This window comes from Bradyrhizobium sp. AUGA SZCCT0169 (assembly GCF_018130085.1).
Taxonomy (GTDB): Bacteria; Pseudomonadota; Alphaproteobacteria; order Rhizobiales; family Xanthobacteraceae; genus Bradyrhizobium.
This window is the reverse complement of the sequence record NZ_JAFCMC010000003.1, coordinates 1-24,424: the sequence shown is the minus strand read 5'-3', so window position 1 is coordinate 24,424 and position 24,424 is coordinate 1. Positions and strand designations below refer to the sequence as shown.

Sequence of the window (24,424 nt, the reverse complement as noted above, 5' to 3'; positions counted from 1 at the left end):
CTCAACGCTCCCGCGCCAGCCGGGGATCGAGCAGATCGCGCAATCCGTCTCCGAACAGATTGAGTCCAAACACAGCGATGGCGATCGCCGCGCCCGGATAGACCGCGAGCATCGGCGACTGGAACAGCAGCGTCTGGGCATCGTTCAGCATGCGACCCCAGGACGGTTGCGGCGGCTGCGTGCCAAGCCCGAGATAGGACAACGCCGCTTCGGCCAGGATTGCGAGTGCGAACTGGATCGTCGCCTGAACGATCAGGATCGGCAGGACGTTGGGCAGCACGTGCTCGATCGTGATGCGGAAGCCGCCTTTGCCGCAGGCGCGCGCGGCCAGCACGAACTCCCGCGCCCAGATCGCATTGGCCGATCCACGGGTCAACCGGACGAGGGTCGGAATCTGGAAGATGCCGATGGCGACGATCGAGGTCACCATGCCCGGGCCGAAGACCGCCGCCAGCATGATGGCCGAGAGCACCGCCGGAAACGCGAAGGTGAAGTCGCTCATCCGCATGATGATCTCTTCGGTCCAGCCCTTGCGCGCGGCGGCGATCAGTCCAAGACACACCCCGAAGGTGAGACCGATCCCAACGGCGATGATGCCGACCATGATGGTGGAACGGGCACCTACCAGCAGCAGCGAAACGATATCGCGGCCAAGCACATCGGTGCCGAGCCAATGCGCGGCCGACGGTGGTCGCAGCTTGGAGGCCACGTCGATTTCATAGGCGGACCACGGCGTCCAAACCAGCGACAGCAAGGCAGCACAGAGCACCATCAGGCTGAGCGTGCCCCCCGCGACAAAGCTGCGGTGGCGCAGCGCGCGGCGCCAGAAGCCGGTTGCAAGCCGCGGACGCGCGGTGGCGCCCCTAACCTCGACTGAGGCGCTCAGTGGGGTGCTCATAGGCTGTGTACCTTGATGCGCGGATCTATGAAGGCGTAGAGCACATCGACCACGAAGTTGACGATGACGACCACCGCCGCCAGCAGCATTACGCAGTTGCGCACCACGATCAGGTCGCGATTGGCGATCGACTGGAAGATCAGCCGGCCAAGACCCGGCAGATAGAACACGTTCTCGATCACGATCGTCCCCGCCAGCAGGTTGGCGAACTGAAGGCCCATGATCGTCATCACCGGGATCATCGCATTGCGCAGCACGTGCTGCCACAAGACGTCGCGCTTGCTCAAACCCTTGGCGCGTGCGGTGCGCACGAAATCCTCACGCAGCACCTCAAGCACCGCCGAACGCGTGACCCGTGCGAGGATCGCCGCCTGCACCACCGATAGCGAGATCGCAGGCAGCAGCAGCGACTTGATCCCGGCAATGATGCTTTCGTCCCAGCCGGCAAATCCGCCGGCCGAAAGCCATTGCAGCTTCACCGAGAACAGCAGGATCAGCAGGATGGCGAACCAGAAATTGGGAAGCGCGATGCCGAACTGGGTCAGCGACATCACGCCCACATCGCCGAGCTTGTTGTGATTTGCTGCCGTATAGATTCCGGCAGCCAGGGCCAGCACGACCGTCATCGACATCGACATGACGGCCAACGGAATCGTCAGCGTGAGGCGCTCCGCAATCAGGCCGGCGACAGGGGTGCCATAGGCATAGCTGTTGCCCAGATCGCCGGTCAGCATCCCCTTGATCCAATGGACGTACCGATAGTACAGCGGCTGATCCAGCCCGAGCTTGACCGTCAGCGCCCGGACGGCGTCAGGCGAGGCATCCGCGCCCATCAGCATCTGCGCGGCGTTGCCGGGCAACGCATCCAGAACGAAAAAGATGATGAGCGACGCGCCAACCAGCGTCGCCATCAGCGTCAGAAAGCGGCGGAAAAGGAAGACGCTCAAGTCTCGATTCCCTTGTTGGCTGCCGGTCCTTCGTCAATGGTCAGGTGTAATGGCAGCCGCATTTTCGCTTAACCGTCCAGGCCGGGCCACCGGCCGAGATGATCTTGCGAGCCCTCAAACAACGCGCTGACGCGCAGCAGTTCGATGTCTCCCCGGAATTTGCCGACGAGTTGAATGCCGATCGGCAGGCCGTCCGCATCAAAGCCACAGGGCAGACTGACCGCCGGATGACCGGTCATGTTGAACGGCATCGTCCATGGAAACCAGCTTGGCCGAACGTCGCTCAACACTCGCCCGTCGATTTCGATCGTGCCGAACAGGTCCTGATCGATCGGAAGCGCGGTGCGGGTGATGGTTGGCATCGCGAGAATATCGACCCTCTGCAGCAATGTCTGAATCCGCCGGAACAGAGCCGTACGGTCAAACATCGCCCGCTGATAGTCAACACCGCTTACCTTCGTGGCCAGCGCCAGTTGCTTTTTGAAGGTTTCGCTCAGCACGTCGCCATGATCGGCCGCGAGCTTCTCGAATCGCGTGCGCCAGGCGGTGTGATTGATGGCCCGCCAGATCGGCTCCACCTCAAATCCGTCCGCGGACATTTCCTCGACCTCGGCCCCAAGGGCTTCCAGCCTGACAAGCGCGTACTTGAATGCTTTAGCGACATCGGCCGCAACCGGCCGGCCCGAAGGCGCAAGGCAGAATGCAATCTTGCGCCCGCGCAGATCTCCGTTTGGAGCCGATCCCTCGACGAAATTCCATTGCGGGAATCCTATCGACCACGGATCGGAAGCATCTTCTCCCGACATTGCCTGCATCATCAGGGCTGTGTCCGCGACGGTGCGTGTCGTCGGGGTCACGTAGGTCTGGTTGCCGAACGCGTCCTGCACCTGGCTGTGGGGAATGACACCGTTGCTTTGCTTCAGCCCGACAACGCCATTGCAGGCCGCCGGAATCCGCGTCGAGCCGCCGCCATCCGTCGCGATCGCCAGAGGCGCGATGCCGCTGGCCACGGCAACCGCCGCTCCCCCGCTTGAGCCACCGCTCGAGCGCGCGGCACTCCAGGCATTGCGCGTACGGCCGAACAACGGCGAATCCGTCAGGCACTTGGTGCCGAACTCCGGCGTCGTGGTTTTGCCTATGAGGATGGCACCCGCTGCCCGCATGCGCGCCACGGCGACCGCATCATGATCAGGAACGTTATCCTTGTAGGGGACCGCTCCGAAGGTCGTTCGAACCCCCCTGGTATTAACCAGATCTTTCACGGTGAGCGGAATGCCGTGAAGAAGACCCAGCGGTTTCCCGGCCATGACCGCACGCTCCGCCTTGCTTGCCTCGGCCATCGCCTCATCGCCGCAGAGCGTGATGAAACAGTTCAACTCGGGCTGCATTCGCTCGGCGCGGGCAAGAACGGCACGTGTAATTTCAACCGGTGAAACGTCCTTGCGGACGATCCGTGCGCGGAGTTCAGTCGCAGGCAGGAAGCACAGTTCATCACTCATCGCGCCAAGGCCCCGGGATCGAGTTGACGCGAAGATGACATTCGCATTGACTTCAGGTCCAATACCATCGGACAACGGAGCCATACGATTTCGGTATGGCACGAGATTTCGGTATGCCAATAACGGACCTCCGCCGTCTCCGCTACTTCGTTGCCGTTGCAGAAGAACGCAGCGTGGGTCGGGCAGCCGTCCGCCTTCGCATGGCGCAGCCGCCATTGTCGGTTCAGATTCGCAAACTGGAATCGGAAGTAGGAACTTCGCTGTTTCGTCGGGACACCCGGGGAATGGAGCTGACGGCGTCCGGTCGGGCCTTGCTGTCGCGCGCGCGTGAAGCGCTGGCCCTGACGGCTGAAGGTTTCGAGGCAGCCAGGGCGGTGGCGGCGGGACGCCGGGGGAGATTGTCAGTCGGGTACATGTTCGCGCTCGCCCACGCCGTGTTGCCCAAGCTCGTTCCGGAACTCCGAAGGTCGCTTCCGAAGGTCGACCTCGAATTCATAGAACTGAGCGCGTCGACGCGGGAGGCGCGGTTGCTGGACCACAGCGTGACTGTCGCACTGTGCATGCCTGCAATTCGTCACAGCGAAATTGAGGCCTCCACGATCGGAACGCAGCGATTGATGCTGGCCATGCCGGCCGGTTCGCCGCTGGCACGCTCCGCGGCCGTACCGGTGAAAAGACTTGAGGGCCGCCCGCTGATCAGCCTGCCCGGGGCCGCTGAAGATCCCGCGACCTCTGTTGTGACGTCGCTGCTGAGGCGGCATCAGGTCGGCATGCCGGTTGCGAACCGGGTCGAAACGGTCCACTCGGCTCTCAGCATGGTCCTCGCCGGGGAAGGCCTGGCGATCCTTCCAGCCTGCGCCGAACTCGGATGTCCAACGGGTGTCGTGTTCAGGCCTTTCCTGGATGCCGACGACGCTATTGATGTCGCGGTTTGCTGGCGCCGGGATTCTCTCAATCCGTTAGTCCGGAATTTCCTGAAGTGCGCCGAAAAGGTGATCCGCCAAGTTTGAGCCGATCGATATTATCGCGCGTTCGCGCTCTTGCCAGCCGGCTGGCGACGAGGATTTTTGTCGGAAGATTCTCCGGGACAATCCGGCCGCTCTGCAGTTTCAGGCAGGCCTAGGCCGATGCCTGGACAGCGACGTTCCTGCCAGATATCGAAGCGCCTGCTATGGCGCCGTGCCCAAGGCGATCCAAATCGCAACAGCGATGCACCAGACAATAGCCGCGTATGGCAGAGCAAGACGCATTTTGCCTCCGCTCAAAATCGCACGAAACCAACGGGTGAACAATATTGGAATAACGTTCGTTCGTACCGCCCTGATTGAGGTCGATAGCCGCGCGGCGGCCGGCACACAGCCCGCGCTGATCATGAACTGCACGAATCGCACCTAAGACTGTCGCCAGACGACGCGCCAAGTCTACCGTCCAATGGGGGTACCCCTTAAAAAAAGCGCTTCTGCGCCAAGGAAGTGTTCTGGTTGCGCCGCATCCAGCCGAATATCGTCGTGTGTCAGAATAGCTCTGCACTGATTCGATTGCAGCCTGGACTGTCCCATGAAGTCCAACCTATCGATTGGCGTTCGTGTTCGAATGAGCGCTCTTGGTGCATCACGCTGCGCGCGCCTTGCCAACAAGACGGGCACGATTGTTGGAGGGAGCGTCTACGTGAATAGCGTCAGCGTCTTGTTCGATGGAAATAAATCGCCGACCACCATTCATCGCGAATACGTTGAAGTAGTGCCACCAGCCCTGGACACAACACGAGACAGCCTGGCAAAGCGGCACTGAAAGCGAGAATTTCGTCTCACCCGATTGGGTTAGAGCGCGCCACCAATACCGATGAGGCTATCGTCTCATGCGAAAATGGCCAGCCGTACGGACGACATGTTCGATCCATCGACGTCGCCGATGACTTGGTACTTCCAGGTCACCTTTATTGATTGGACCGGCACGGATTTCCCTCAGCCTGTCCCAGCTTCCATCAATCGGAAGAGATGGGCTGCGCCGGCTTGTCCTCAGGGCTACCCGCGCGATCGCTCTGCGAAATTGCGAGCGCCGCAAGCACCGTCCGGTTACTGATCTCGAGCTTCTGAAAAATGTGATGAAGATGCACCTTGATGGTGCCGTCGGTAATACTCAGGCGCCGACCAATTTCCTTGTTCGATAATCCTTCGGACACCAGGCGCATGATCTGGCGCTCACGATCCGTCAACGTTGTCAGCGCATTCTCAGCGACCGCGCTTTGCTCCCGAGTTATCGTTTGCTCAGGCGAAAGCAGTGGCAACAGCCGCTGACCTGTCGCAACCTCGCGCAAGGCCTGCATCAGAGCTTCGGACTCCGTATCCTTCGAAATGACGCTGTAGCCTTCGGCCGCAGCTGCCATAACCAGTTCGCAGTCCTCATCAGATGCGGTGAAAAACACCAGTCGCGTGGAAAGATTCTCGGAATTGATGACGGAGAGAATTTCCGACTCGGTCACGCCAGGAATTGAAACGCCAAGAATTGCGATGTCCGGCCCGAACTTCCGCAGCGCCTCGATGCAACTCGCACCGTCACTGCAACTCGCAACAATGTTGAAGTCGCCGTCGGCGCCAAGCAGGCGGCTCAACCCCTGCAGAACGATCGGATGCCGGTCTGCGATCACTACGCTGGTACAACGCATCGGGCGGTCCTCAGCCTGTCCCCCCAATAACTTAAACCCCACTCGCCCCTGCTTGTTTCACTGCTAGCCTAAACGAGTTCGAGACAAATTTCCAACAATGCACGGCATTTGATGCCGCAACGCAAAACGAGGTTAACCTGCGTCCTGTCTGCCTGTCTGTGTCTCAAAAGATGTAACCCCTTCGCAGTGCTTCCGTAGAAGTACGGATCGGTTTCGAGTCACGCGTTACTCGCTTTCGCATTTCATCATTTGAAGCTCTCGCGCCAGTGCATCTGTACTTGGCGACACCGTCAGCAGCGCAAAAGTTTCACAACGCTTGATTAGCGTCGCGCTATCAACTCGCTCAGAGAATGCGGCAGAAGGGGTCGTTAGCCATTATGAACGACATCCATCTGCCCGAGCGGGCACTATAACCAAAGGTATATAGGGATACGGAGAATTCGAATCTAACATTCGTAAAGACTTTACTAACGCGGATCCCTCGAAACCTGCCAAGCCGATATCCCTGCGAACGTAGGAAAGCAAGCATCACAGATTCGGGGCCTTTCAAATCCGCCAACAAAAAACCCCTTTGAACGAAGGAGCAAGACGACCGGAGAAGAAGTCCGACTGAAGTACGAGCCAATCATTTAGTTCAAAACAATTGCGTTTGGCGGGAGAGTAAAATGCGGAGGCAAAAATCTTTTACAACGGTTCTCGTTGGCAGGAGCATCTTAGTTAGGGAAGGAATTGCCAGAATCCTACGCGCAGCAAATTGTCGCACATCCGCCTCGGTATCGTGCGCTGATGATTTGCCGCCCGGCAAACTCCAACCACACCAATTGCTATTTCTCATTGTCCACACCGGTGACGATTTCAGCGTCGCCCTCGAACAGATCGAAATCTTGCGACAGAGGTATCCGGGCGGCCGCTTTGCAATCGTGGCCGATCACTATCGGCTGGATGAACTGGTTTCGGCATTTCGGGCCGGCGCCAATGGCTTTTTCGTCGACGTAATGAGGTGTGACGTATTCATCAAATCCGTCGAGTTGGTGATGATGGGTGAAACATTTTTTCCGCCGGCATTCCTGTCATTGTTCCTCGATTCCAAAGGCAACCATCTGCCTGAGGCGACGCCGAGCGACGAAAGCGGCGAGGCAATCCTCGTTACAAGCGAGGACACGATCGCGCCGCAGCTTTCCCCTCGGGAGAAGTCGATCCTGCGCGGCCTGATCGAAGGCGAGTCCAACAAATCCATAGCGCGAAAAATCGACATCGCCGAGGCGACCGTGAAGGTCCACGTCAAGGCAATCCTGCGCAAGATCCGGGTCCAGAACCGGACGCAAGCGGCGATTTGGGGGATGAACAATCGGGCAAGCAGCTTTCAGCCCTCAATCGCAAGTGTGAGCGAGCGACACCCGAACACCATCGCGGCGATCTCCGAAATCAAGCAAATCGGGGGGCCGGCGCCAGTGGAAGTGCTTAACCACGAGACAAATCAAGCCGAGGTAGCGCGTTACGACGGCCTGATCCGCAAGGACATCAACCCAAGGACTGTTGGCGCAGCGCGGTTAGGTAAATAGCCGGCGATCGCGGCGGGATTTGAAAGTCAGTGCCGCCGCGGTTTGCACGCGTTGCGTGCGCAATAGCGAGGCGTGCCGCCACGACGTCTTCGCGTTGCGCGATGTCCGGCTGCCGACATCGAGCCAGAATGGCACGCGAAAGGCCGCGGCGAAATCGCGCGGGCGCTGACGGGCAGGCGGCCCAAGCTGGCGGCCCATCTCGATCTGCACGAAGTCCTGCAATGTCACACGGGACACATCGGCACCGAGACGCTGCAGAAGGCGATCCGGCTCGTGTGCGACCACCGGGAGCCGTCGATGCCGACCTTAGGTCGGGTAGCGTCCCTGCGTCTTGGCCAGGAGAAAGCGGCGACGACAGGCGGATCAGTCGACGGTCGGGAATGCCGCTCGTTGCACGCCCTTGACCGGAGCCACACGTCGCTGCGTTCAGACCGCGACGGTGCTCCCCGCCCCTTCTTGCGACGAAGCCTTCGAAGACGGGCTTGGCCGGCCCCGGGAAGCCTCGCGAGAAGCGGACGGCATCAAGACCGTACCGATGAACGCGGCGGCCTGGTTGGGGCTCAGGGTCACACCGCCTGGCGATCGTGAGCTGGTATGTGACCGGGCGCACCTGCTTCTCGATGACTCGGCGGCGGTCGAATCGTCGATGATGCGCTGGGATCATGCTGGCTGGAGCTGGGATCGTTCCATCAGACGATCCCTGACGTTAACGTAACGACGTGCGGCAGAGCGTCACAGTGTGTCCAGGTGTCAGGATGGTGGTGGCGCGCGCTTGCGCTGGTCCTAGTGCGCGAGGGCGCCTCGTCGCCGCTTGGATCGGTCCGGCGGGTTCTCGAATTTGAACTGCGCGACCTGTCGCCAAAGCTGCACCTCGTGGCCGTTCACCAACTGCTTGGCGCGCTCTTTCGCGGCATCGTCGTCAGCGCAGTCAAAGTTGACCACGGCCACCAACCGGCCGTGTTCGTCCGAAACGTAGACACGATAATGCGGCATCGTTTGTCCCTACCGTCACCGTTTTATCTGCAAGTTACGCTGCCAGGTATGGAGATTTCGGGTCTTAACGGGCTACCTCTGATGGGCGGCGTGCGCGCTGCCGCAACTCGTCCTCAAGCCCGCTCATGCGGTCGGACCATGCGGTGCTTGCTCACCCCCCTGGAGCGGACGCTCGGGCGGTGCCGGTCGGCATGCCTGGACCGCTCCTGGACGTTAAGCTCGATACCACGATAGCCGTTGGGGTTCTGCAATTGCCAACGCCAATGGTCCGCGCACATTTGCTCCAACGATCGCGCCGATTTCCAACCCAACTCCTCCTTCACAAACGTGGGGTCGGCGTAACAGATGGCGACATCCCCTGCCCGGCGCGCGCCGATTTCATACCGAATCGACCTGCCGCTCACCGCCTCAAATGTTCGAATGACTTCCAGAACGCTGCTGCCGCTGCCCGTTCCAAGGTTGACCGTGAGCACCCCTGACCGTTTCAGATGGCGCAAGACACTGAGGTGACCGGATGCAAGGTCGACGACATGGATGAAGTCGCGGATACCGGTGCCGTCCGGAGTGTCATAGTCGTTTCCCCAAACGAGCAGCTTTTCTCGCTTTCCAATCGCCACTTGCGCCACAAACGGCAACAGGTTGCTCGGAACGCCCAGCGGGTCTTCTCCGATGAGTCCGCTTTCGTGCGCGCCAACCGGATTGAAGTACCGCAGGATACCAATCCGCCACTCGTCGTCGGAGCTGTAAAGATCCCTCAGCATTTCCTCGATAAAGAACTTCGTGCGGCCGTACGGATTTGTCGGTCCGAGCGGGTGCTTCTCGTCGAGCGGCAGATAGCTGGGTATGCCGTAAACGGTTGCGGACGAACTGAAGACGAGCGACTTCACGTTTGCCCGTTTCATGGCCGACACGAGCCGCATCGTTCCCAAGACGTTGTTCTCGTAATACGTCATTGGCCGAACGTTGGAATCGCCCACGGCTTTCAGCCCCGCAAGATGAATGACCGCAGTCACCCCGCAGGACCGAAGGATTTCGTAGATGGCCTCTTCATTCCGGATGTCAGCGTGCCGGAAGACGAGCGACCGCCCGCAGATGGATTGCACCCGTTGGAGAGAGGCCTCGTTGCTGTTGGAGAGATTGTCGACTGCGACGACGTCAAGCCCGGCCTCCATCAAGGCGATACAGACATGAGACCCTATGTAGCCAGCGCCGCCTGTCAGCAAGATCATTTCGGCCACTTTCCGTGTTCGTCCAACCGGCTTCCGTGCAATGCCTGCCTGGGCGCGCCGGCTGCGCTCTCCAGACCCGGACCGCAATAACTGTTTCTGCGAGAAAGCTTCGGCAGCCGCGCCAAGACGTGTCGTGGCGTAGACGAACGCCGTTGCCGCAACCCTCGTCACCTCCTCCCGACGCGCAGCGGGTCATTCCCGGTCGCGTCGACCCGGCCTATCGCTGACGGGATATTTGAACTGCTCAGGCTTCGGGGAGAAGCGTCAGGACGGTCATGATATCGCAAGGTGACCTCGACTGCGTCACCCGGCTGCAACTCGGTATCTTCGCTTGCGATAATCCGCTCTTGGCCCTTGTCGCCTTTTCTAATGATGGCAATCTCCGTTTGGTTACCGCTTCCGCGCGCGAGTTGTGATCGCACCATCGAAGTGTACTGAAGCTTCTCGCCGACGCTCTGCAACTTCTCGCGAATCTGGTTGAGCTTTACGCTGGTGTCTTGCAGCTCACGGAGCAGATCGAGCCTGCGCTGATCGTCAAGCTTTGCCAGCCTTCTGGTGAGCTCGTCCTGTTGCTTCTTGGCCTGCAGCAGTTGCGCAGAGGTCTGCAGCTTCCGGGTTGACGACAGCAAGACCGCGCGACGCGCATCCGTAACGCGAGGGCTGGTCAAGGACCCCCTGCCATAAAGATCGGACGCCTTTTGCAATTCTTCGAGGTCTGTGTGAAGTCCCTCTTCCTCTTTCTTCTGCTGCTCTGAGAGCACGCGGATCTCGTCGTCTCCCCGTCGGACGCCGCCCTGAAGGAACGTCTTTTCCTGCTGAAAGTCACTCTGCTTCGTTTTCAGATATTCCGTTTCTGCATTGACTATTTCCGAGATCGCCGATCGAGCTATCGGCACGTCCGTCAGAATGCTTGGATTGAGCTGCGTCGCCTCTCCAAGCTCATTCTTGATGCGCCACATACGCGCCTGTTCTTTGGCGAGTTCTGTCCAAAGCGATCCGTACTCGCTTCTCAAATCCGCCGACTCGAGATACGGATTGTTCATTCTGATACGCATGATGTCGTAGCCGCCTGCCACAGCAACGAGCTGGCGCGCGGTGATGGACGGACGGTAAGGGTACTCGCCCGGCTTCGACACGTCCCCATTTACGTATATCGGTCTGTATTCCGCCACCATCGTAGTGACTTGATCCGCGTCTATCACGATGACGGCCTCGCGCAGTCGAAACACCTTGCTCGCCAGTGCGGCACCAATCTTGGCCCGGAGCTGCGGTAAGGGCAGGCCGACGACTGGGAGCATTCCGACCAGTGGCAACGAAATGTTCCCGTCCATTTGAACGGCAGCACGATGCCGCAGCTCCGGCACGCCCGCCACCGAGACCTCCAGCACGTCTCCAATGCTTACCCGATATTCGGCCTTTGCTTGAGGGACGAAAATCGTCAGGCCGACGGCCACCAAGCCCCATTTGATGCTGCGGCCGAAGTTGCCGCCAAAGACATCGATATGGAAAACCTTGCGCAGTCCAGAATTCGGCATGGTAGCAATTCCCTGCATGGACGTGGTCGATGGGTGAAGTTGTTCAAGTCTCTCGATGGAAGGCAGCGCTCCTGCATCGCTATCGTCCGAGCGACCGGCCAAAGAAGCAATCCGCAAGACGTACTGTTCCTGTTCGCCTCATTGGAGCCGGGCCGCTCAATGCCTCCTTCGCTGTTCGATTGATCTGTTGATCAGTGCTGAGCGTTGCGAGCGGATTGCTTCTGACAATTCTAATCCTGCGTTGCCGCAGCTCAATCGACCATCGTGGTTACCCCTCACTACCCATTTATTGCCAGTTCGAACCGGCGACTCCGATGGTACTGATTTGGCCACGGAGTGACTGGGTGGCAGAGTACAAATGAGTTATGCCTCCTTTACCAATTTGCCGGCCTCTACCGAGTTGCCGGCACCTTCGGTCGACGCCGGCAGGGCAGTCCCGGCACGCGTCGGCAGGAACCGATTGGCTGTCCTGTTGGTATTGGCCGCAGCTACCGAATTCCTGCTCGTAACCGTCGCGGCCTATTCCGCAGCCGTCCTCTACCATCGGGTAATCCTCCTGAGCCCGCCGGACGCCGCCAAGTACATTCAGGAATCCCTTCTGATCTCCGCATTGCAGTTGCTCGTTTCCATGGGGCTACGGCAGTATTCGCGGATCCAGACGCAGACCCGGCACGTCTTCCTATGGAGCGGAGCCAGCGCGGTCTTGTTCGTATTCGCCTTCTTCATCTCGACATTGTTCCTTCTCAAAGTCTCAGACGGCTACTCGCGCGCGACCATCATAGCCCAAGCTGTGAGTGTCCTCCTCACGGTACTTGGCACGCGGGCAGTGGGGTTCGCATTACTGCGCCGCGCAATTGCAACGGGGCTGATCGACGCCAGGCGCATCATCCTGATTGGAGACCAAGGGCACTGCCTGAAGTTTTCCGTTCGGGCAATGGAGACCGGAATTCGAACGATCCACTCGTTCGATTTTCCGACGGTACGCGCCGACGCCTCGAGACCGGCGTCTCCCAGCGCGGTCCGAGCGCTACCTGATGCGCGCCAACTTGTCGCAAGCTGCCGGCCCCTCCGAGCAGATGACATTGTGATTTTGCCTTCGGAAGCGGATGTTCCGTCTGCTCTCGCGCTCGCCAGCGCCCTGTCAGACCTCCCAGTTGACGTCCACGTTCTCCCCGTTGGATCCATCGATCTGATGGCCGTGTCGCGGATCACTCCGTTCGGCGACATGGTGACGATGCGGATCTTCCAGTGTCCCCTCGCTCCTTTCAACCGGGCAATAAAGCGAGCATTCGACGTCGTCGCTGCAATCGCCGGGCTTATCATGGTTAGCCCCCTCTTCGTCATCGTTGCGATCGCAATCAAGGTCGACTCCCCCGGGCCGGTGCTCTTTCGCCAGACTCGGCATGGCTACAACAACGAGGCCATTCGCGTACTGAAGTTCCGATCAATGACCGTGATGGAGGAAGGCGACAATTTCAAACCTGTCACCAGACACGATCCGCGCGTGACTCGTCTGGGACGCCTCATGCGCCATACCAACGTCGACGAACTTCCGCAGTTGTTCAATGTCCTGATCGGAGACATGTCGCTCGTCGGGCCCCGCCCACACGCAACCTCGCAAAACGAAGTGTTCGCTGAACTGATTTCGTCTTTCTCACGCCGCCACAACGTCAAGCCTGGCATTACGGGCTGGGCTCAGGTCAACGGGTACCGCGGCGAGATCGATACCCTCGAGAAGATGCAGCGCCGCGTGGAGCATGATCTGTACTACATCGACAACTGGTCACCTCTTCTCGATCTCAAAATCCTGGTCATGACCTTCTTTTCCAGAAAGGTGTATTGGAACGCTTTCTAGCGCGACCCCGACTGCGGTAGCGAACCGCTATTTGCCTATTCGTTAAACCGCAGGGGAGCATCGGAGTTGGGGAACTCCGTTTGCGTCCCATACTCGTTGATGTGCGAAGCCTCAGTAGTGCAACTAATAGGACTGGTACAGGACAATGCTGCAGGGTTTTAGAACTGACACTCCCGTTACTCAGGACACTACGCCGCCTGATTTTCGTTCTCCAGTAGAGTCCCTGACAGACGGGCTGGCCTTCATACGGCGGCACCTCTCGATCCTGTTGCTCACGGCCCTTGTAACGATTGGCGCTGCTGTACTCTACCTCATCGCCGCAGTACCGACGTATACTGCCACCGCGAAACTTGTCGTAGATGCGAAAGCGGCTCCAGGAGACGCTGCGTCCGCGTCAACGATGGTGGAAGGCCAGATCGCAATCATAAACTCTGAGGGTCTCGCGCGTGCTGTGATACGGAAGCTCCGTTTAGCAGACGATCCGGAATTTTCCGGGGGAGTCGTGCGCCGTATGATCGGGTCGGTATCCCGGCTGCTCGGCAAGCCAGAAACAGAGTCCAGCGCAATGCGTCGCGCCATGGAATCGTTCGATCGCAAGCTTTCGGCCAAGCGCGTCGGCACCACGTACATTATCGAGATTGCCTTCGACTCCATCGACCCAGAGCGCGCGGCTCAGATACTGAACACCGTTGCCGAGACGCATATAGCGTCTCAACTGGACGCAAAGATCAAATCGTCGTTGCGAAGCGCGAAATGGGTCAAGGATCAGATAAACGAACTAGGCAGCCAGGCATCCGCTGCCCAGAACGCTCTGGTGAACTATCGTAAGAACGGGACCAACATCGCCGGATCCGCAGAGCCTGTCGTTCCAGGAACATCCCCATCGCAATCGACGGGGAAATTGCAAGGTGATCTCTCCGAGCTTGAAGCCGCCGCGGAATCCACCGCAACGGCTTATGATAATTTTCTTCGTGTGCTGCGGCACATGGAGGCGCAGCAGCAATCCTCGCCGACGTTACAAGTGTATCTGCTCATCGAAGCGTCCCGTCCCCTGGCGGCCAGTTCGCCGAAAGTGGGGATTGTGCTTGGAATGTCGATCGTTGGCGGGTTGCTTCTTGGCATCGCCATCGGAGTGATGCGCGATCTGTCAGACCGAGGCATCCGCACCAGCGGTGGCGCCCCCCTGCCTGTGGTGGTTCTTCAACAGGGTGACGCGGCCCTCGCCAAACAGAACTATGCATCCGCGGCCTTATCAACCGTTCGACTCCCGAACCCGAAGGACGAGCCCGGTGTGTTATCAGAGCACGGCGGCGGGATCAGGCGTGGCCCAGACGCATAATCGAGCGAAGGAGGATCACGACGTCACGGGCTCGGGCACAGCGGTGACAGCAAGGGTCGTCCAAAGTAACGACGCGTCAGCCTACCTCCTTCGGCACGAACCGGAAGGGGTAATCCAAAAGGGTCGGGGCTCGATGCGACAGCACGAATATACTCGATAGGCCGTCCTCGATATAACAGACTCACTCTTTATTTTCATCGTTTGGTTTTTCCCGATGTTCACAACGGCAGATCTCCTTGGCTCCTGCCCGTTTCAGCGGGCGGAGCTGCGCCCAAGGACTGATGTGGTGGAGCACGCCCTCGGCGCAGCACGAAGCTGTACAAGACAATAAACGTACATGGCAATTTTGCTTTGTACAGTTCAATGAAGTGAATGCGAGGGCCTTGGATGTTCGGATCCCTCTTCTGGAAGTCTGTCCTGGCTTTCGCTTATCGTTGCTCCGGCGCAGTCGTCACATTCGCCTTTGGCGTCTGCTTTGCCCGGATGATGAGCATCGAGGAGTATGGCGTCCTCGTATCGCTGATGACCTTCGGATTTATCGCCTCGACGATTGGCCTCGTCGGCCAGCAACTTCTCGTTTTGCGGGAAGTACCAAGTCTCGCGACGCGAAAGGACTATACGGCGATCGGCTCGATCGTTGCCAAACGGGTTCGTGTGGCATGTTTGGGCAGCATTGCGGCGACAGCGATCGCTCTGCTCATATTCGTCGCCGCTCGCGGCCGGGGGGGAGTATTCGGACGCTGGGAGTACGCCGCGAGCCTGCTCTTGATAGTGCCATTGGCATTGATCGAAATGCAGAGCTCCGTGGGTCGCGCGCTCGGTTCCGTCAACCTCGCACTCATGCCGAAGGATGTGCTGTGGCGATTGTTCATCATATTGTTCGGTGGCGCCTTTTTTGTCGTATATGGACATCCGGTGACGGCGGCAAATGTTTTCGTGATCGCAACCGGCATCCTGATCGTGCTGATCGCCATTCAGCAAGTTCACCTGCGACGTCTCGCTCAAGGACATAGGCTGTTCACCACGGCGATGAGGCGATCGAAGGACAGCTTTGCCAACGTCATCTCCACTTCCGGACCGTTCTGGGTGACCAGCATTGCCAGCATGCTGTTCGCTACAATTGACATCGTCATTGTCTCGGTCATCGTCGGTCCGGAAGCCGGCGGACTTTATTACGCCGCCAACCGGATTGCGCTCCTTCTCGATTTCTTCCTGGTGACCTTCTGTATCCCCGCGGCACCTCTCATCGCACGACTATTCGACGAGGGTCGTCGCACGGAGATCACACGCATCATGTCAGGTGGGACACTGGCTGCCTTTATCGGCGTCCTTGGATGCGTCGTGGCATTGGCTCTGGTCGGCGACATCGTGCTGATGGCCTTTGGACAGCATTTCGTCCGCGCCCACGGAGTCCTGATGGTCCTGGCGATCGGCATGCTGGCGTCGACATACTTCGGTGTCGGCAGTGTCGCACTGAACATGACCGGGCACCAGCGTGCCGCGATGAACATCATGGTTACCACTTCCGTACTGGGGGTCGCGGCCATGATCGGCGCGACCTGGATGTTCGGGATTTGGGGAACCGCGGTCGTTCTCGTCGTCGTATGGGTCGCGAACCGGGCATGGATGGCGGCCCACATCTACGCGGCGGAGGGGATCGATCTCACCCCCACCACGATGCTTATCACTATCGGGAGGCGTGCAACACGCATCGTCGCATGAAGATGGATCGAGGCGCATTCGATTACGAGGTTTCAGGAAGCCGGCTCTCGATGGGGCTGGTGAGACTTCTCGACACCGCCATTGGGCGGATCACCGGGCGCGGCATTGGGGTCGCCATGCAGGCGCTCCGACCCCTTCTGAACTCCCAGCTGTCTTGCGTCCATTTCGCGGACGGCAGTCGCCTGTTCTTTCGGCTGGACGACGCTTACTGGAATTCGTTCATCCGCCAGCCCGACACCGAGTACGAACCGGAGATAGGGAAGTTTCTGCTACGGCTGAAGGATGTCGACTATGTGTTCTTTGATTGCGGCGCCAATATCGGATACTGGTCCGTTCTAGTCACGTCGGAAATGCTGGGCCGTAAACGCGCGGTGGCCGTCGAGGCCTCACGGGAGACGCTCGCTATTCTTCAGCAGAACTGTATCGCCAATGATCGGCGCTTCGCGGTCTACTGCAGGGCATTGTGCGAGAACGACGGACAAAAGCTGCTCTTCTTTACCAACGGCCCCCATGCCGCCCGACACATTGCGGAGTCGCAGAGCAGCAATTCAACACACCTCGAAGCGGTCATATCAACATCGGTTGATGCGTTGGCACGGCAACTGCAGCTGACGGACAGCGATCGGATCATCGTCAAGCTAGATGTCGAGGGCGCCGAGATCTCGGCGCTAAAGGGCGCCCACCGAGCACTGAAGCGCGACACGTTGGTCATTTTCGAAGATCATGGCCAGGACCGGAGCCACGCTACCACGAGGTTCGTGCTCGATGAGCTCGGATTTCCAGTCTTTTCGATTACCGCCGATGGGGCAGTTACGGAGGTCAAGGAGCTCGCTGCACTGGACCGGCTGAAGGCGGACCCAAAAAGAGGCTACAATTTCGTGACCTGCCCGCCAGGGTCCGGCTTCCACCAGTGGATTGCAGGAATTGCCGATAGCGCAAGATCGCGCTGAGCGCCCTGCTGCTCGGACTTGCTTGGATGCCGGCGCGCGGTCCGGGAGATGCTCGTGCAATCGTGCGCGAGGTTCCTGAGCACGTCGCGTGGCCAGTCTCCAGAAATAGTCCTGCGCGAGCCCTTCTGGTCGTTGTGCGACGCCAGATTGCGATCCTAGCGGCCAGAATGGGTTCGGCCAGCCAGCGCGCGGCCGCTTGGGATGCGATGACTCGAACTGGCGCTTCACCCGTTCGCCCGGGAAACGTCCGATAGTCCGCTTTCGACGTCAACCGAGCTACTTCAACCTCCATCCGATGCGTTTCGCGCAAGCGGCTATTCGGCACCACCAGATCCATAACCGTTGCTAAGTACGACCCAGCAGCATCTGGACCGCGGACTGAACACCGTTCATTCGAGCCTCGAACGCGGCTCTCGTATCAGACTGTCCCCCGACACCGATGCGAGGAAGTCCAAAATGATTCGGCTTGCAATCGGATACGTGCCCATGCCGCGTCGTCACTGCGGTCGAAAAGCCTGCTTCCTTTGCCAGGTGTTCTTCGCGGGGACCACATGCTCCGGCGGTGCCGTAAGGATAAGCCAAGTGCTGAACGGGGCGCTGAAGTAACTTCTCCAGGTAGTTGCGGTTAGCTATCATTTCGGAGCGTGCTGAAAGGACATCCAGGCACGCCAGTGCCGGATGCGAATCCGTGTGCCCGCCAATTGACGCGAGAGGGTGCTGCGCCAGGCTCTGAAGCTCGTCTTCATCCAGGAAATAGGCATCGTTCAGCGCCGATAATGATAAACCTGCCTTGCTGAATGTTGGGACGAGCATTGCGGCTCGGTGGTAATCTTCGTGAACCCACTCGCCTACTTTCCTCAGGGCCGATGCCTTCTTCTCAAAATCGGGACAGCTGAACCGGATGCCCATCGCGTCGATCGTAACCGTGTCTCTCGAGCGAAACAATTCGCGTAAGCCCAACCACCATGGCTGCAGCGTCCGCGTCGGGGCGCCGGTCGGAACGTACACCATGAATGGCGCGTTGTTTCGCTCGAGGATGGGAACCGCAGTGGAGACGTTGTCTCGGTAGCCGTCGTCAAAGGTAAGCACCGCATAGCGCCGCGGTCGAGGATCCGTGGCCAGTCGCTCGAGACATGTTTCGAGATCGACGATCTCCCATCCTTCCTGGCGTAGCCACTTGAGCAAATACTCAAAAAGCTCAACTGAAGTGCCGGTCATCAATTCCGAGCGATGGTCTCGCTGAATCTCATGGAACATCAGGATGGCCGCCCTTCCGGCAAACATCCTGCGGAGAGCTGGCGTCAATCCGGACCAACTAGCCGCTTCGAATAAGCTTCTCTTCAGAAGCTGCTTCATTCCAAGCGCCCCCCGGGCTCACCACTCGCACAGGAATCGGCCGCACAACTATGGTGTCCGTTTATTTCTACACGCGGCCTGCCAATGCCCATCTTCAAAATGCCCGTCGTTAGCGCGATGAACGGCTATGCATGCGAAGGCAGAAAACGAAAGAAGAGGAACTCCGACATTTATCAACGAACTGCTTCGTCCACGCAACCCTGTACCGCTACTCACTTGTAGGTACCTCAGAATTCGCCGTCTCCATCAGACATCTTTCAGATAGCATCTTGCTGTCTGACACCAAACGCAGGGCCGCGAGCGATGCCGCGTTTTGTGATGTGAGTGTCGATGAAATGGCCCCTATGAAAGTACTGATCGCTAATAAGTATCTTTTCAACAACGGTGGCGCTGAGACCGTGTTGTTTCAGGAACGAGAATTCCTGACGAACATCGGGACCGACGTTATCGACTTCGCGATGCAGCACGAGCGAAATATCCAATCGCCGTACAGCACGCATTTTGTGTCCAGACAGGAATATCGGAGCGGTGGTTACCTTGCCAAGATAAAGGGCGCGATTTCGTTGATCCACTCCCGCGAGGCCGTCAGCAAACTCGCGTCGCTGATCGATGAAACGCGACCAGACCTGATGCACTGTCACAACATCTATCATCAGCTGACACCATCGATCATCGGCGTCGCCAAGTCGCGGGGAATGCCCGTTGTACTGACGCTGCACGATACGAAGCCGGTCTGTCCGGTGCACAGCCGTGCGCGGGAAGGCCAATTGTGTTCGTTATGTCTCGGCGGCGATTTCCACCATGTGCTGACCCATCGTTGTTCTGACGGCTCGATAGCACAGAGCGCAGCGCTCTACCTGGAAGCGGTGACGCAACGCTGGCTGGGAAGCTACGAGAAGGTGGATCGCTTTATCGCTCCGAGCCGGTTCATGCAGGAGTCGGTGTTACGTCGATTCTCAGCAGATCGGGTGGCGCTGCTCTACAACGGCGTGGACGTCACGAACATTTCACCGAGCGGCCGGGACAAAGGTTTCGTGCTTTACTGCGGCCGGCTTGCACCAGGCAAGGGTGCGGAGACCCTGCTGCGCGCCCATGAGGCTGCCGGATGTCGATGGCCACTCGTCATTGCTGGCACGGGGCCGCTAACCGATGATTTGAAGTCCCAATTTTCCCGGAATGTGCAGTTTGTCGGCCAGCTGTCCGGGGAGGCGTTGAGCACGACAATCGCTGAGGCATCTGTGGTGGTTGTGCCATCCGAGTGGTGCGAGAACTGCCCAATGTCCGTGCTGGAAGCGATGGCGCATGGCAAGGCGGTCATCGCGACCCGCATTGGCGGCATTCCGGAGCTCGTGGACGATCGCGTGACGGGATTTCTGTTTGGGCCCGGAAACTCAGACGAGCTCCGCATCCACCTCGAGTGCCTTATGAGCGACGCGGATCGTCGCGCGCACATGGGAGCTGCTGGAAGGACCCGAGCGGAACGGGACTTCTCTCTCGAGAAGCATAACGCCGAACTGATGGCCGTCTACCACTCACTGGTGCACGGGAGAGACTTTGTCGGCGCTCGATACCCACTCAAGGAGTTCACGAGCTACTGACGAATAGTAGGAGGGCGTAGTGAGTGCGGAACATCTGGTGCTGCGGGTGATGATGCTTGGCTTACGTGGATTCCCCAATGTGCAGGGAGGAGTGGAAACTCACGCAGAACAACTGTGCCCCCGCCTCAAGGAACTGGGTTGCGATATCGAGGTGATCGTTCGTTCTTCGTATATGCCGCCTGACCGGGGCGATGAGTGGCACGGGGTACGCTACATGCGGGTGTGGTGTCCGAAGATTTCAGGTCTCGAGACGATCGTTCATTCGTTTCTCGGAGTGCTGGTGGCAGCATGGCAGCGGCCGGACGTACTGCACATCCAGGCCATCGGGCCGGCCTTGATGGTGCCGCTCGCGCGGTTGCTGGGACTGCATGTTGTGGTGACGCACCACGGCCCGGATTACGAACGTGAGAAGTGGGGCGCATTGGCCAGGCTGGCTCTGCAAGCCGGCGAGGCCTGGGGCATGCGGTTTTCCAATGGCCGCATCGTGATCTCCCGGACGATTCGGAAGCTGGTACGGGAAAAATACGGCCTGAGTTCGGTCCTTATTCCGAACGGCATCGCCTTGCCGGAAGTGCCAAGCAGCACTTCGGCACTTCAGAAATTCGGGCTCGCGCCGGGACGGTACGTGTTGATGGTGGGCCGGCTGGTACCGGAGAAACGGCACATGGACCTGATTCAGGCCTTTGCCGATGCCCGGCTCGACGGATGGAAGCTCGTGCTGGTCGGGAGTACCGAGCATGCCGACGCCTATGCGGCAATGGTGGCCGCGCGCGCTGAGGCGACCAATGGGGTGGTCATGACCGGCTTCCAGTGCGGCCTCGCCCTGCAGGAGCTATACGCCCATGCCGGTCTTTTTGTCTTGCCATCTTCGCACGAAGGTTTGCCGATCGCATTGATGGAAGCCCTGAGCTTCGGTCTGCCGGTTGTCGCGAGTGACATTCCCGCTCATTTGGAGATTAGATTGGATGACGTGCACTACTTTCATTTGGGAGACGTATCGGCGCTCGCCGAACGTCTGGCGTCGTTTGCACGCAATCCGTGGCCGTCGGAACTCCGCGAGAAAACGCGCAGCTGGTTGGCCGAACGGGAAGACTGGAGTTCTGTCGCCGAGCGAACCTTCGGATGCTATCGTAGAGCGATCGAGCCACGCAGAGGGGGCCCGCATGTGCGGTCTCGGACGGTACCGCCTCGCACGGCCTAGCGGGTCGCGCGCGCGACGCGGCGGCAAAGCCGCCATGACGGCACTGCTTTGGGATCACGAGCAGCGAGCGCGATGCCGTTCCAACAATCTGGCCGAATTCTGCCCGCCGGCCGAACCAAGGCGCCGCTCAAAATGAATGCGCTCCTGGTATTTTTTCTAGGCTTTACCTTTTTGAGATCATTCTCGAATGGGGTCGATCGCCTGTACAATGTCAATCTCTCATCGACTCTTTCGGTCACCGCTATCGTGGTCGGCCTTGTTGTCGCTTGGCACATTCGAGGTGTCCGAATACACAGGAGACTGTTCACCCTGTTGATGTGCTTGTCGGCCTTTGCCGTCGCTTGCGGACTGTCGTTTGTCGTCAACGCCTTTGAAGCCGGGAGCATTTTCGACCAATATGCCGCCTCGTACGAGATCCTGAGGTACACATATCTCTTCATGTTTGTGATACTGGTTTCTGCTGTCTATCGATCTCCATCTTTTTGCCTGAACGTCCATCGCGTTTTTATTTCTTTGCTGTTTCTGATGTCCGCGATCGGACTAGGCCAGCATCTGACCGGTCATGCCGAGCTCGCCTCGCCATACGACAAGGTTGCGCGTGTAGCGGGGCTTTCTGCGCACCCCGTATCCTTCAGCCTGGAACTAGTGCTGACCTTTTGCATTTGCGAGCTATCGCGTCGAAAACTGCGCCTTCCCGTTAGACACTTCCACATTGTGGTGTACCTGTTCTTTCTCGTCGCCCTGATCCTTGCTGCTTCGAGAACCGGGGTCGCGCTACTGGGAGTGACCTTCGGTATATTCCTTCTTGCTCAGAGACCTTCTCTCCTGCCAGCGTTCGCCGCAGCATTTGCTGCCGTCATGTGGATATCTCCATTTGGAGAATCGTTTTCGGAGCTGAGATCGGTTCCGGATTATATTCTGAGCGGGGATTATAAGGTGTGGGATTGGCGCACGGCGCCGACCTCATTCCATTGGCGCATCCACCACTGGTACGAACTATCCATGCTCGCATTGGAACGACCGATGATCGGATATGGTCCCGGTCAAGTGGTGTTATACAGCCCGTTTTCCCTCCTGGCGCACAGTCAGTTCGTGGAAACATTCTTCGAGACGGGCGTGGTCGGCCTGATCTCCTTTGCCGTGTTTTGGTTCAGTCTCCCGGTGGCCGCAATGTCAGACCGGCAGCGGCTTGTCGTCTCCTATGGCAGACAATCAGCAGAAGTTGGAACTCTGCACTTCTGGCTTGCCATGTTTGCCGGCGTGACGCTGGTTGCATTGTTCGATGACAGCTTCAACAGGGAAACGTTGGCGTTCTCGTACCTGATCGTCAGTATGTTTGTCGTGCTGGCTCAACCTGAAGCCGTCACCGGACGTAACTTCAGATCGCCTTACTCGCCCATCGCGATGACCGCTGGTCGCGGATCGCAGCATTGGGAAGCCGAAGAGCTACCTGAACCGCAGCCTGGCCGCTGATGTCTCATCGGCCTGTTCGAGACATGAAAAAGTATCTGACCGCTCCACTCACGGCTCTAATGCTCCTGGAAGCCCTCGCCTCATCGGCGAGTGCCGAGGCGATGGCACCTCCGGCGGGGTATTCGGTTCGTCAGGCCGTGCAAGCGGGGAATGTGGCGTCACGATCCGCTCCGACCCCCTGCACGTCTTTGTCTATCGATTGTGTCGTTTCGCAAAATTCCGGATACAACACCGGAATATATCCACGCGGAGTGAAGACCTATTTCTCGTGGTATGCGGGTGGCCCGGCTGCCACGGGAAACGGCGCCCCGCCTTCCGAATTTTCCTCACTGACAGGTTGGGGACAGATTTATCCGCAAGCCGGTTCTTCGAACGTTGCTGCCAACATTTATATGAAGGACTATCGCGTCTTTGTGCACTTGAAGAGTGGCGGCTGGCAACTTGTACAGGATCAAGCCACGAATTCCATCGGTGGCCATCACTACGTGGCCGATTTCGCCAACAACTCCTTTTCGGCAATGGGTCTCGACGTTCAGTCTGACGGAAGCGTGAGAATGGACTCGCCGCCATCCGGCTACAATGATCACTTCTGGATGGAACCAAGGGGATCGTATGATCCCGGAACAGTCGACGGGGTGTTCTCGATGGCACAGCTGCGCACCGATAGCGAAAGCGCAAATCTGATCGCCAACTTTGGAGGTGACTGGTGGAGAAACACGTCAGCTCCGTACCTCTACCAGAACGGCGTGTTTGTAAATAATCCTGGTATCGGTATGGGCAGCTGGGTCAAACTGACGACGACATACCAATACTTCTTCTTCACAACCATGACTAAATCGCAACTACAAGCCGAACCGCCTCCGCCCTTGAGGTAGGTGATCTGTGCTTCGGTACTCGACAGATCCGTTCGGCACTGCCGCAACAGCCCCCGCTTCCAGGTGCGCGGCGCGCTCGCCAGGGCTATCGCATGCGCGGCGGCAAGATCGGAGGAGAGCGATTGGAGCGGTCATCGATCTCCCGATCGGGCCTCATCTGGCCGCAGCAGCAAGTGCCTGCACAGGATCCGAGTCGAACTCCTTCGCCGCTTGCACCCGTTTGCGCCGAGCATTCTCGTGAACGCCCGTGACCCAAGGCAGCTTGCGCCGCTAACAACCGTTCCCTGCTAACTAAAGCGGGATGGAGTTAGGTTGAATCGATTTGGGATTCCCAAATCAGTAGGTTTCTGATTCACCATGCTGGCTGGACGGAGGCCAGCATGGATGGGCAAACCTTATTCTCTGGATCTTCGCAAGCGTGTCGTGTCCGCGATCGAGGGCGGGATGTCCCGCAATCAGGCGGCCAAGCAGTTTGGGGTCGCGATCAGCACAGCGATCGGTTGGATGCGGCGGGTCGAGGATACTGGCAGCGTTGCTCCGGGCCAGATGGGTGGTCATAAGCCGAAGGCGGTTTCGGGAGACCATGCGGTTTGGCTGTCGCAACGGATCAAAGACGGCGATTTCACCATACGGGGGCTCGTTGCCGAGCTTGCCGGACGCGGCCTGAAGGTCGACTACCACTCGGTGTGGGACTTCGTGCATGCCGAGAAGCTCAGCTTCAAAAAAA

Annotated in this window: 19 protein-coding genes and 1 pseudogene; 11 read left to right on the top strand and 9 right to left on the bottom strand. The window is 58.8% G+C overall.

The features are described 5' to 3' along the window. Position 1: 1 nt before the first annotated feature. The 3 genes from JQ609_RS03790 to JQ609_RS03780 form a co-directional block, all read right to left on the bottom strand. Complete coding sequence (locus tag JQ609_RS03790; RefSeq protein WP_212272069.1) at positions 2-898, bottom strand: ABC transporter permease; 897 nt, start codon at positions 896-898, stop codon at positions 2-4. Next, on the bottom strand, positions 895-1,845 hold the full coding sequence (locus JQ609_RS03785) for an ABC transporter permease (RefSeq protein ID WP_212211107.1): 951 nt from the start codon (positions 1,843-1,845) through the stop codon (positions 895-897). The genes JQ609_RS03790 and JQ609_RS03785 overlap by 4 nt, the downstream gene beginning before the upstream one ends. 68 nt (positions 1,846-1,913) lie before the next feature. Continuing rightward, the gene (locus tag JQ609_RS03780) at positions 1,914-3,344 is read right to left on the bottom strand and encodes an amidase (protein ID WP_212272305.1); all 1,431 of its coding nucleotides are present in this window, start codon (positions 3,342-3,344) and stop codon (positions 1,914-1,916) included. Positions 3,345-3,457: 113 nt separating this feature from the next. Here JQ609_RS03780 and JQ609_RS03775 point away from each other — a divergent pair, with 113 nt between their 5' ends. Next, a complete protein-coding gene (locus tag JQ609_RS03775; RefSeq protein ID WP_212211202.1) occupies positions 3,458-4,354 on the top strand; it encodes a LysR family transcriptional regulator in 897 nt (298 codons plus the stop codon). 974 nt (positions 4,355-5,328) lie between these two features. On the opposite strand, the gene JQ609_RS03770 is transcribed toward JQ609_RS03775, so the two are convergent. Then, complete coding sequence (locus tag JQ609_RS03770; protein WP_212272068.1) at positions 5,329-6,009, bottom strand: response regulator transcription factor; 681 nt, start codon at positions 6,007-6,009, stop codon at positions 5,329-5,331. 791 nt (positions 6,010-6,800) lie between these two features. On the opposite strand from JQ609_RS03770, the gene JQ609_RS03765 reads away from it, so the two are divergent. After that, a complete protein-coding gene (locus JQ609_RS03765) occupies positions 6,801-7,571 on the top strand; it encodes a LuxR C-terminal-related transcriptional regulator (protein ID WP_409411161.1) in 771 nt (256 codons plus the stop codon). Here the strand turns inward: JQ609_RS03765 and JQ609_RS03760 are convergent. The 4 genes and pseudogenes from JQ609_RS03760 to JQ609_RS03745 all read right to left on the bottom strand — a co-directional run bounded on the left by JQ609_RS03760 (position 7,560) and on the right by JQ609_RS03745 (position 11,445). After that, a complete protein-coding gene (locus JQ609_RS03760) occupies positions 7,560-7,808 on the bottom strand; it encodes a hypothetical protein (protein WP_212272066.1) in 249 nt (82 codons plus the stop codon). The two genes, JQ609_RS03765 and JQ609_RS03760, sit on opposite strands and share 12 nt — an antisense overlap. A 546-nt stretch (positions 7,809-8,354) precedes the next feature. Next, positions 8,355-8,564 (bottom strand): hypothetical protein, encoded by a 210-nt coding sequence (locus JQ609_RS03755; RefSeq protein ID WP_212211099.1) that lies wholly within the window; start codon positions 8,562-8,564, stop codon positions 8,355-8,357. Positions 8,565-8,794: 230 nt separating this feature from the next. Further along, positions 8,795-9,793 (bottom strand): annotated as a pseudogene (gene galE, locus JQ609_RS03750) (UDP-glucose 4-epimerase GalE); the annotation flags it as partial. 167 nt (positions 9,794-9,960) lie between these two features. Further along, positions 9,961-11,445, bottom strand: coding sequence for a polysaccharide biosynthesis/export family protein (locus tag JQ609_RS03745; RefSeq protein WP_249127631.1), 1,485 nt, complete (start codon positions 11,443-11,445; stop codon positions 9,961-9,963). Positions 11,446-11,686: 241 nt separating this feature from the next. Here JQ609_RS03745 and JQ609_RS03740 point away from each other — a divergent pair, with 241 nt between their 5' ends. The 4 genes from JQ609_RS03740 (at position 11,687) to JQ609_RS03725 (ending at position 17,194) form a co-directional block, all read left to right on the top strand. Next, positions 11,687-13,183, top strand: a complete 1,497-nt coding sequence (locus tag JQ609_RS03740; RefSeq protein WP_212272065.1) for an undecaprenyl-phosphate glucose phosphotransferase — start codon at positions 11,687-11,689, stop codon at positions 13,181-13,183. A gap of 145 nt (positions 13,184-13,328) precedes the next feature. Then, on the top strand, positions 13,329-14,522 hold the full coding sequence (locus tag JQ609_RS03735; RefSeq protein ID WP_212272064.1) for a Wzz/FepE/Etk N-terminal domain-containing protein: 1,194 nt from the start codon (positions 13,329-13,331) through the stop codon (positions 14,520-14,522). Positions 14,523-14,909: 387 nt separating this feature from the next. After that, positions 14,910-16,244: an oligosaccharide flippase family protein gene (locus tag JQ609_RS03730; RefSeq protein WP_212272063.1), complete on the top strand. Its 1,335-nt coding sequence runs from the start codon at positions 14,910-14,912 to the stop codon at positions 16,242-16,244. Continuing rightward, entirely contained in the window at positions 16,241-17,194 is a 954-nt protein-coding gene (locus JQ609_RS03725; protein ID WP_249127630.1) for an FkbM family methyltransferase, read from the top strand. Before JQ609_RS03730 ends, JQ609_RS03725 begins: the two co-directional genes overlap by 4 nt. A 345-nt stretch (positions 17,195-17,539) precedes the next feature. Here the strand turns inward: JQ609_RS03725 and JQ609_RS03720 are convergent, their stop codons facing one another. Next, positions 17,540-18,550: a polysaccharide deacetylase family protein gene (locus tag JQ609_RS03720; protein WP_212272062.1), complete on the bottom strand. Its 1,011-nt coding sequence runs from the start codon at positions 18,548-18,550 to the stop codon at positions 17,540-17,542. A gap of 269 nt (positions 18,551-18,819) precedes the next feature. Between JQ609_RS03720 and JQ609_RS03715 the strand changes: the two genes are divergently transcribed. The 5 genes from JQ609_RS03715 to JQ609_RS03695 form a co-directional block, all read left to right on the top strand. After that, complete coding sequence (locus JQ609_RS03715) at positions 18,820-20,148, top strand: glycosyltransferase family 4 protein (protein ID WP_249127628.1); 1,329 nt, start codon at positions 18,820-18,822, stop codon at positions 20,146-20,148. A gap of 19 nt (positions 20,149-20,167) precedes the next feature. After that, positions 20,168-21,349 (top strand): glycosyltransferase family 4 protein, encoded by a 1,182-nt coding sequence (locus JQ609_RS03710; protein WP_312014797.1) that lies wholly within the window; start codon positions 20,168-20,170, stop codon positions 21,347-21,349. Positions 21,350-21,421: 72 nt separating this feature from the next. Further along, positions 21,422-22,822 (top strand): O-antigen ligase, encoded by a 1,401-nt coding sequence (locus JQ609_RS03705; protein WP_249127626.1) that lies wholly within the window; start codon positions 21,422-21,424, stop codon positions 22,820-22,822. Positions 22,823-22,845: 23 nt separating this feature from the next. Beyond that, a complete protein-coding gene (locus JQ609_RS03700; protein WP_212272061.1) occupies positions 22,846-23,697 on the top strand; it encodes a hypothetical protein in 852 nt (283 codons plus the stop codon). 384 nt (positions 23,698-24,081) lie between these two features. Next, positions 24,082-24,424 (top strand): IS630 transposase-related protein (locus JQ609_RS03695; RefSeq protein WP_212272060.1); only part of this gene is annotated, 343 nt, incomplete at its 3' end.

What these genes read in the sequence shown, in the direction of transcription:
- JQ609_RS03790 (WP_212272069.1), bottom strand. Translation starts at nt 898, where the DNA reads ATGAGCACCCCACTGAGCGCCTCAGTCGAGGTTAGGGGCGCCACCGCG.
- JQ609_RS03780 (WP_212272305.1), bottom strand. Translation starts at nt 3,344, where the DNA reads ATGAGTGATGAACTGTGCTTCCTGCCTGCGACTGAACTCCGCGCACGG.
- JQ609_RS03775 (WP_212211202.1), top strand. Translation starts at nt 3,458, where the DNA reads ATGCCAATAACGGACCTCCGCCGTCTCCGCTACTTCGTTGCCGTTGCA.
- JQ609_RS03770 (WP_212272068.1), bottom strand. Translation starts at nt 6,009, where the DNA reads ATGCGTTGTACCAGCGTAGTGATCGCAGACCGGCATCCGATCGTTCTG.
- JQ609_RS03755 (WP_212211099.1), bottom strand. Translation starts at nt 8,564, where the DNA reads ATGCCGCATTATCGTGTCTACGTTTCGGACGAACACGGCCGGTTGGTG.
- JQ609_RS03740 (WP_212272065.1), top strand. Translation starts at nt 11,687, where the DNA reads ATGAGTTATGCCTCCTTTACCAATTTGCCGGCCTCTACCGAGTTGCCG.
- JQ609_RS03735 (WP_212272064.1), top strand. Translation starts at nt 13,329, where the DNA reads ATGCTGCAGGGTTTTAGAACTGACACTCCCGTTACTCAGGACACTACG.
- JQ609_RS03730 (WP_212272063.1), top strand. Translation starts at nt 14,910, where the DNA reads ATGTTCGGATCCCTCTTCTGGAAGTCTGTCCTGGCTTTCGCTTATCGT.
- JQ609_RS03725 (WP_249127630.1), top strand. Translation starts at nt 16,241, where the DNA reads ATGAAGATGGATCGAGGCGCATTCGATTACGAGGTTTCAGGAAGCCGG.
- JQ609_RS03720 (WP_212272062.1), bottom strand. Translation starts at nt 18,550, where the DNA reads ATGAAGCAGCTTCTGAAGAGAAGCTTATTCGAAGCGGCTAGTTGGTCC.
- JQ609_RS03705 (WP_249127626.1), top strand. Translation starts at nt 21,422, where the DNA reads ATGCCGTTCCAACAATCTGGCCGAATTCTGCCCGCCGGCCGAACCAAG.
- JQ609_RS03700 (WP_212272061.1), top strand. Translation starts at nt 22,846, where the DNA reads ATGAAAAAGTATCTGACCGCTCCACTCACGGCTCTAATGCTCCTGGAA.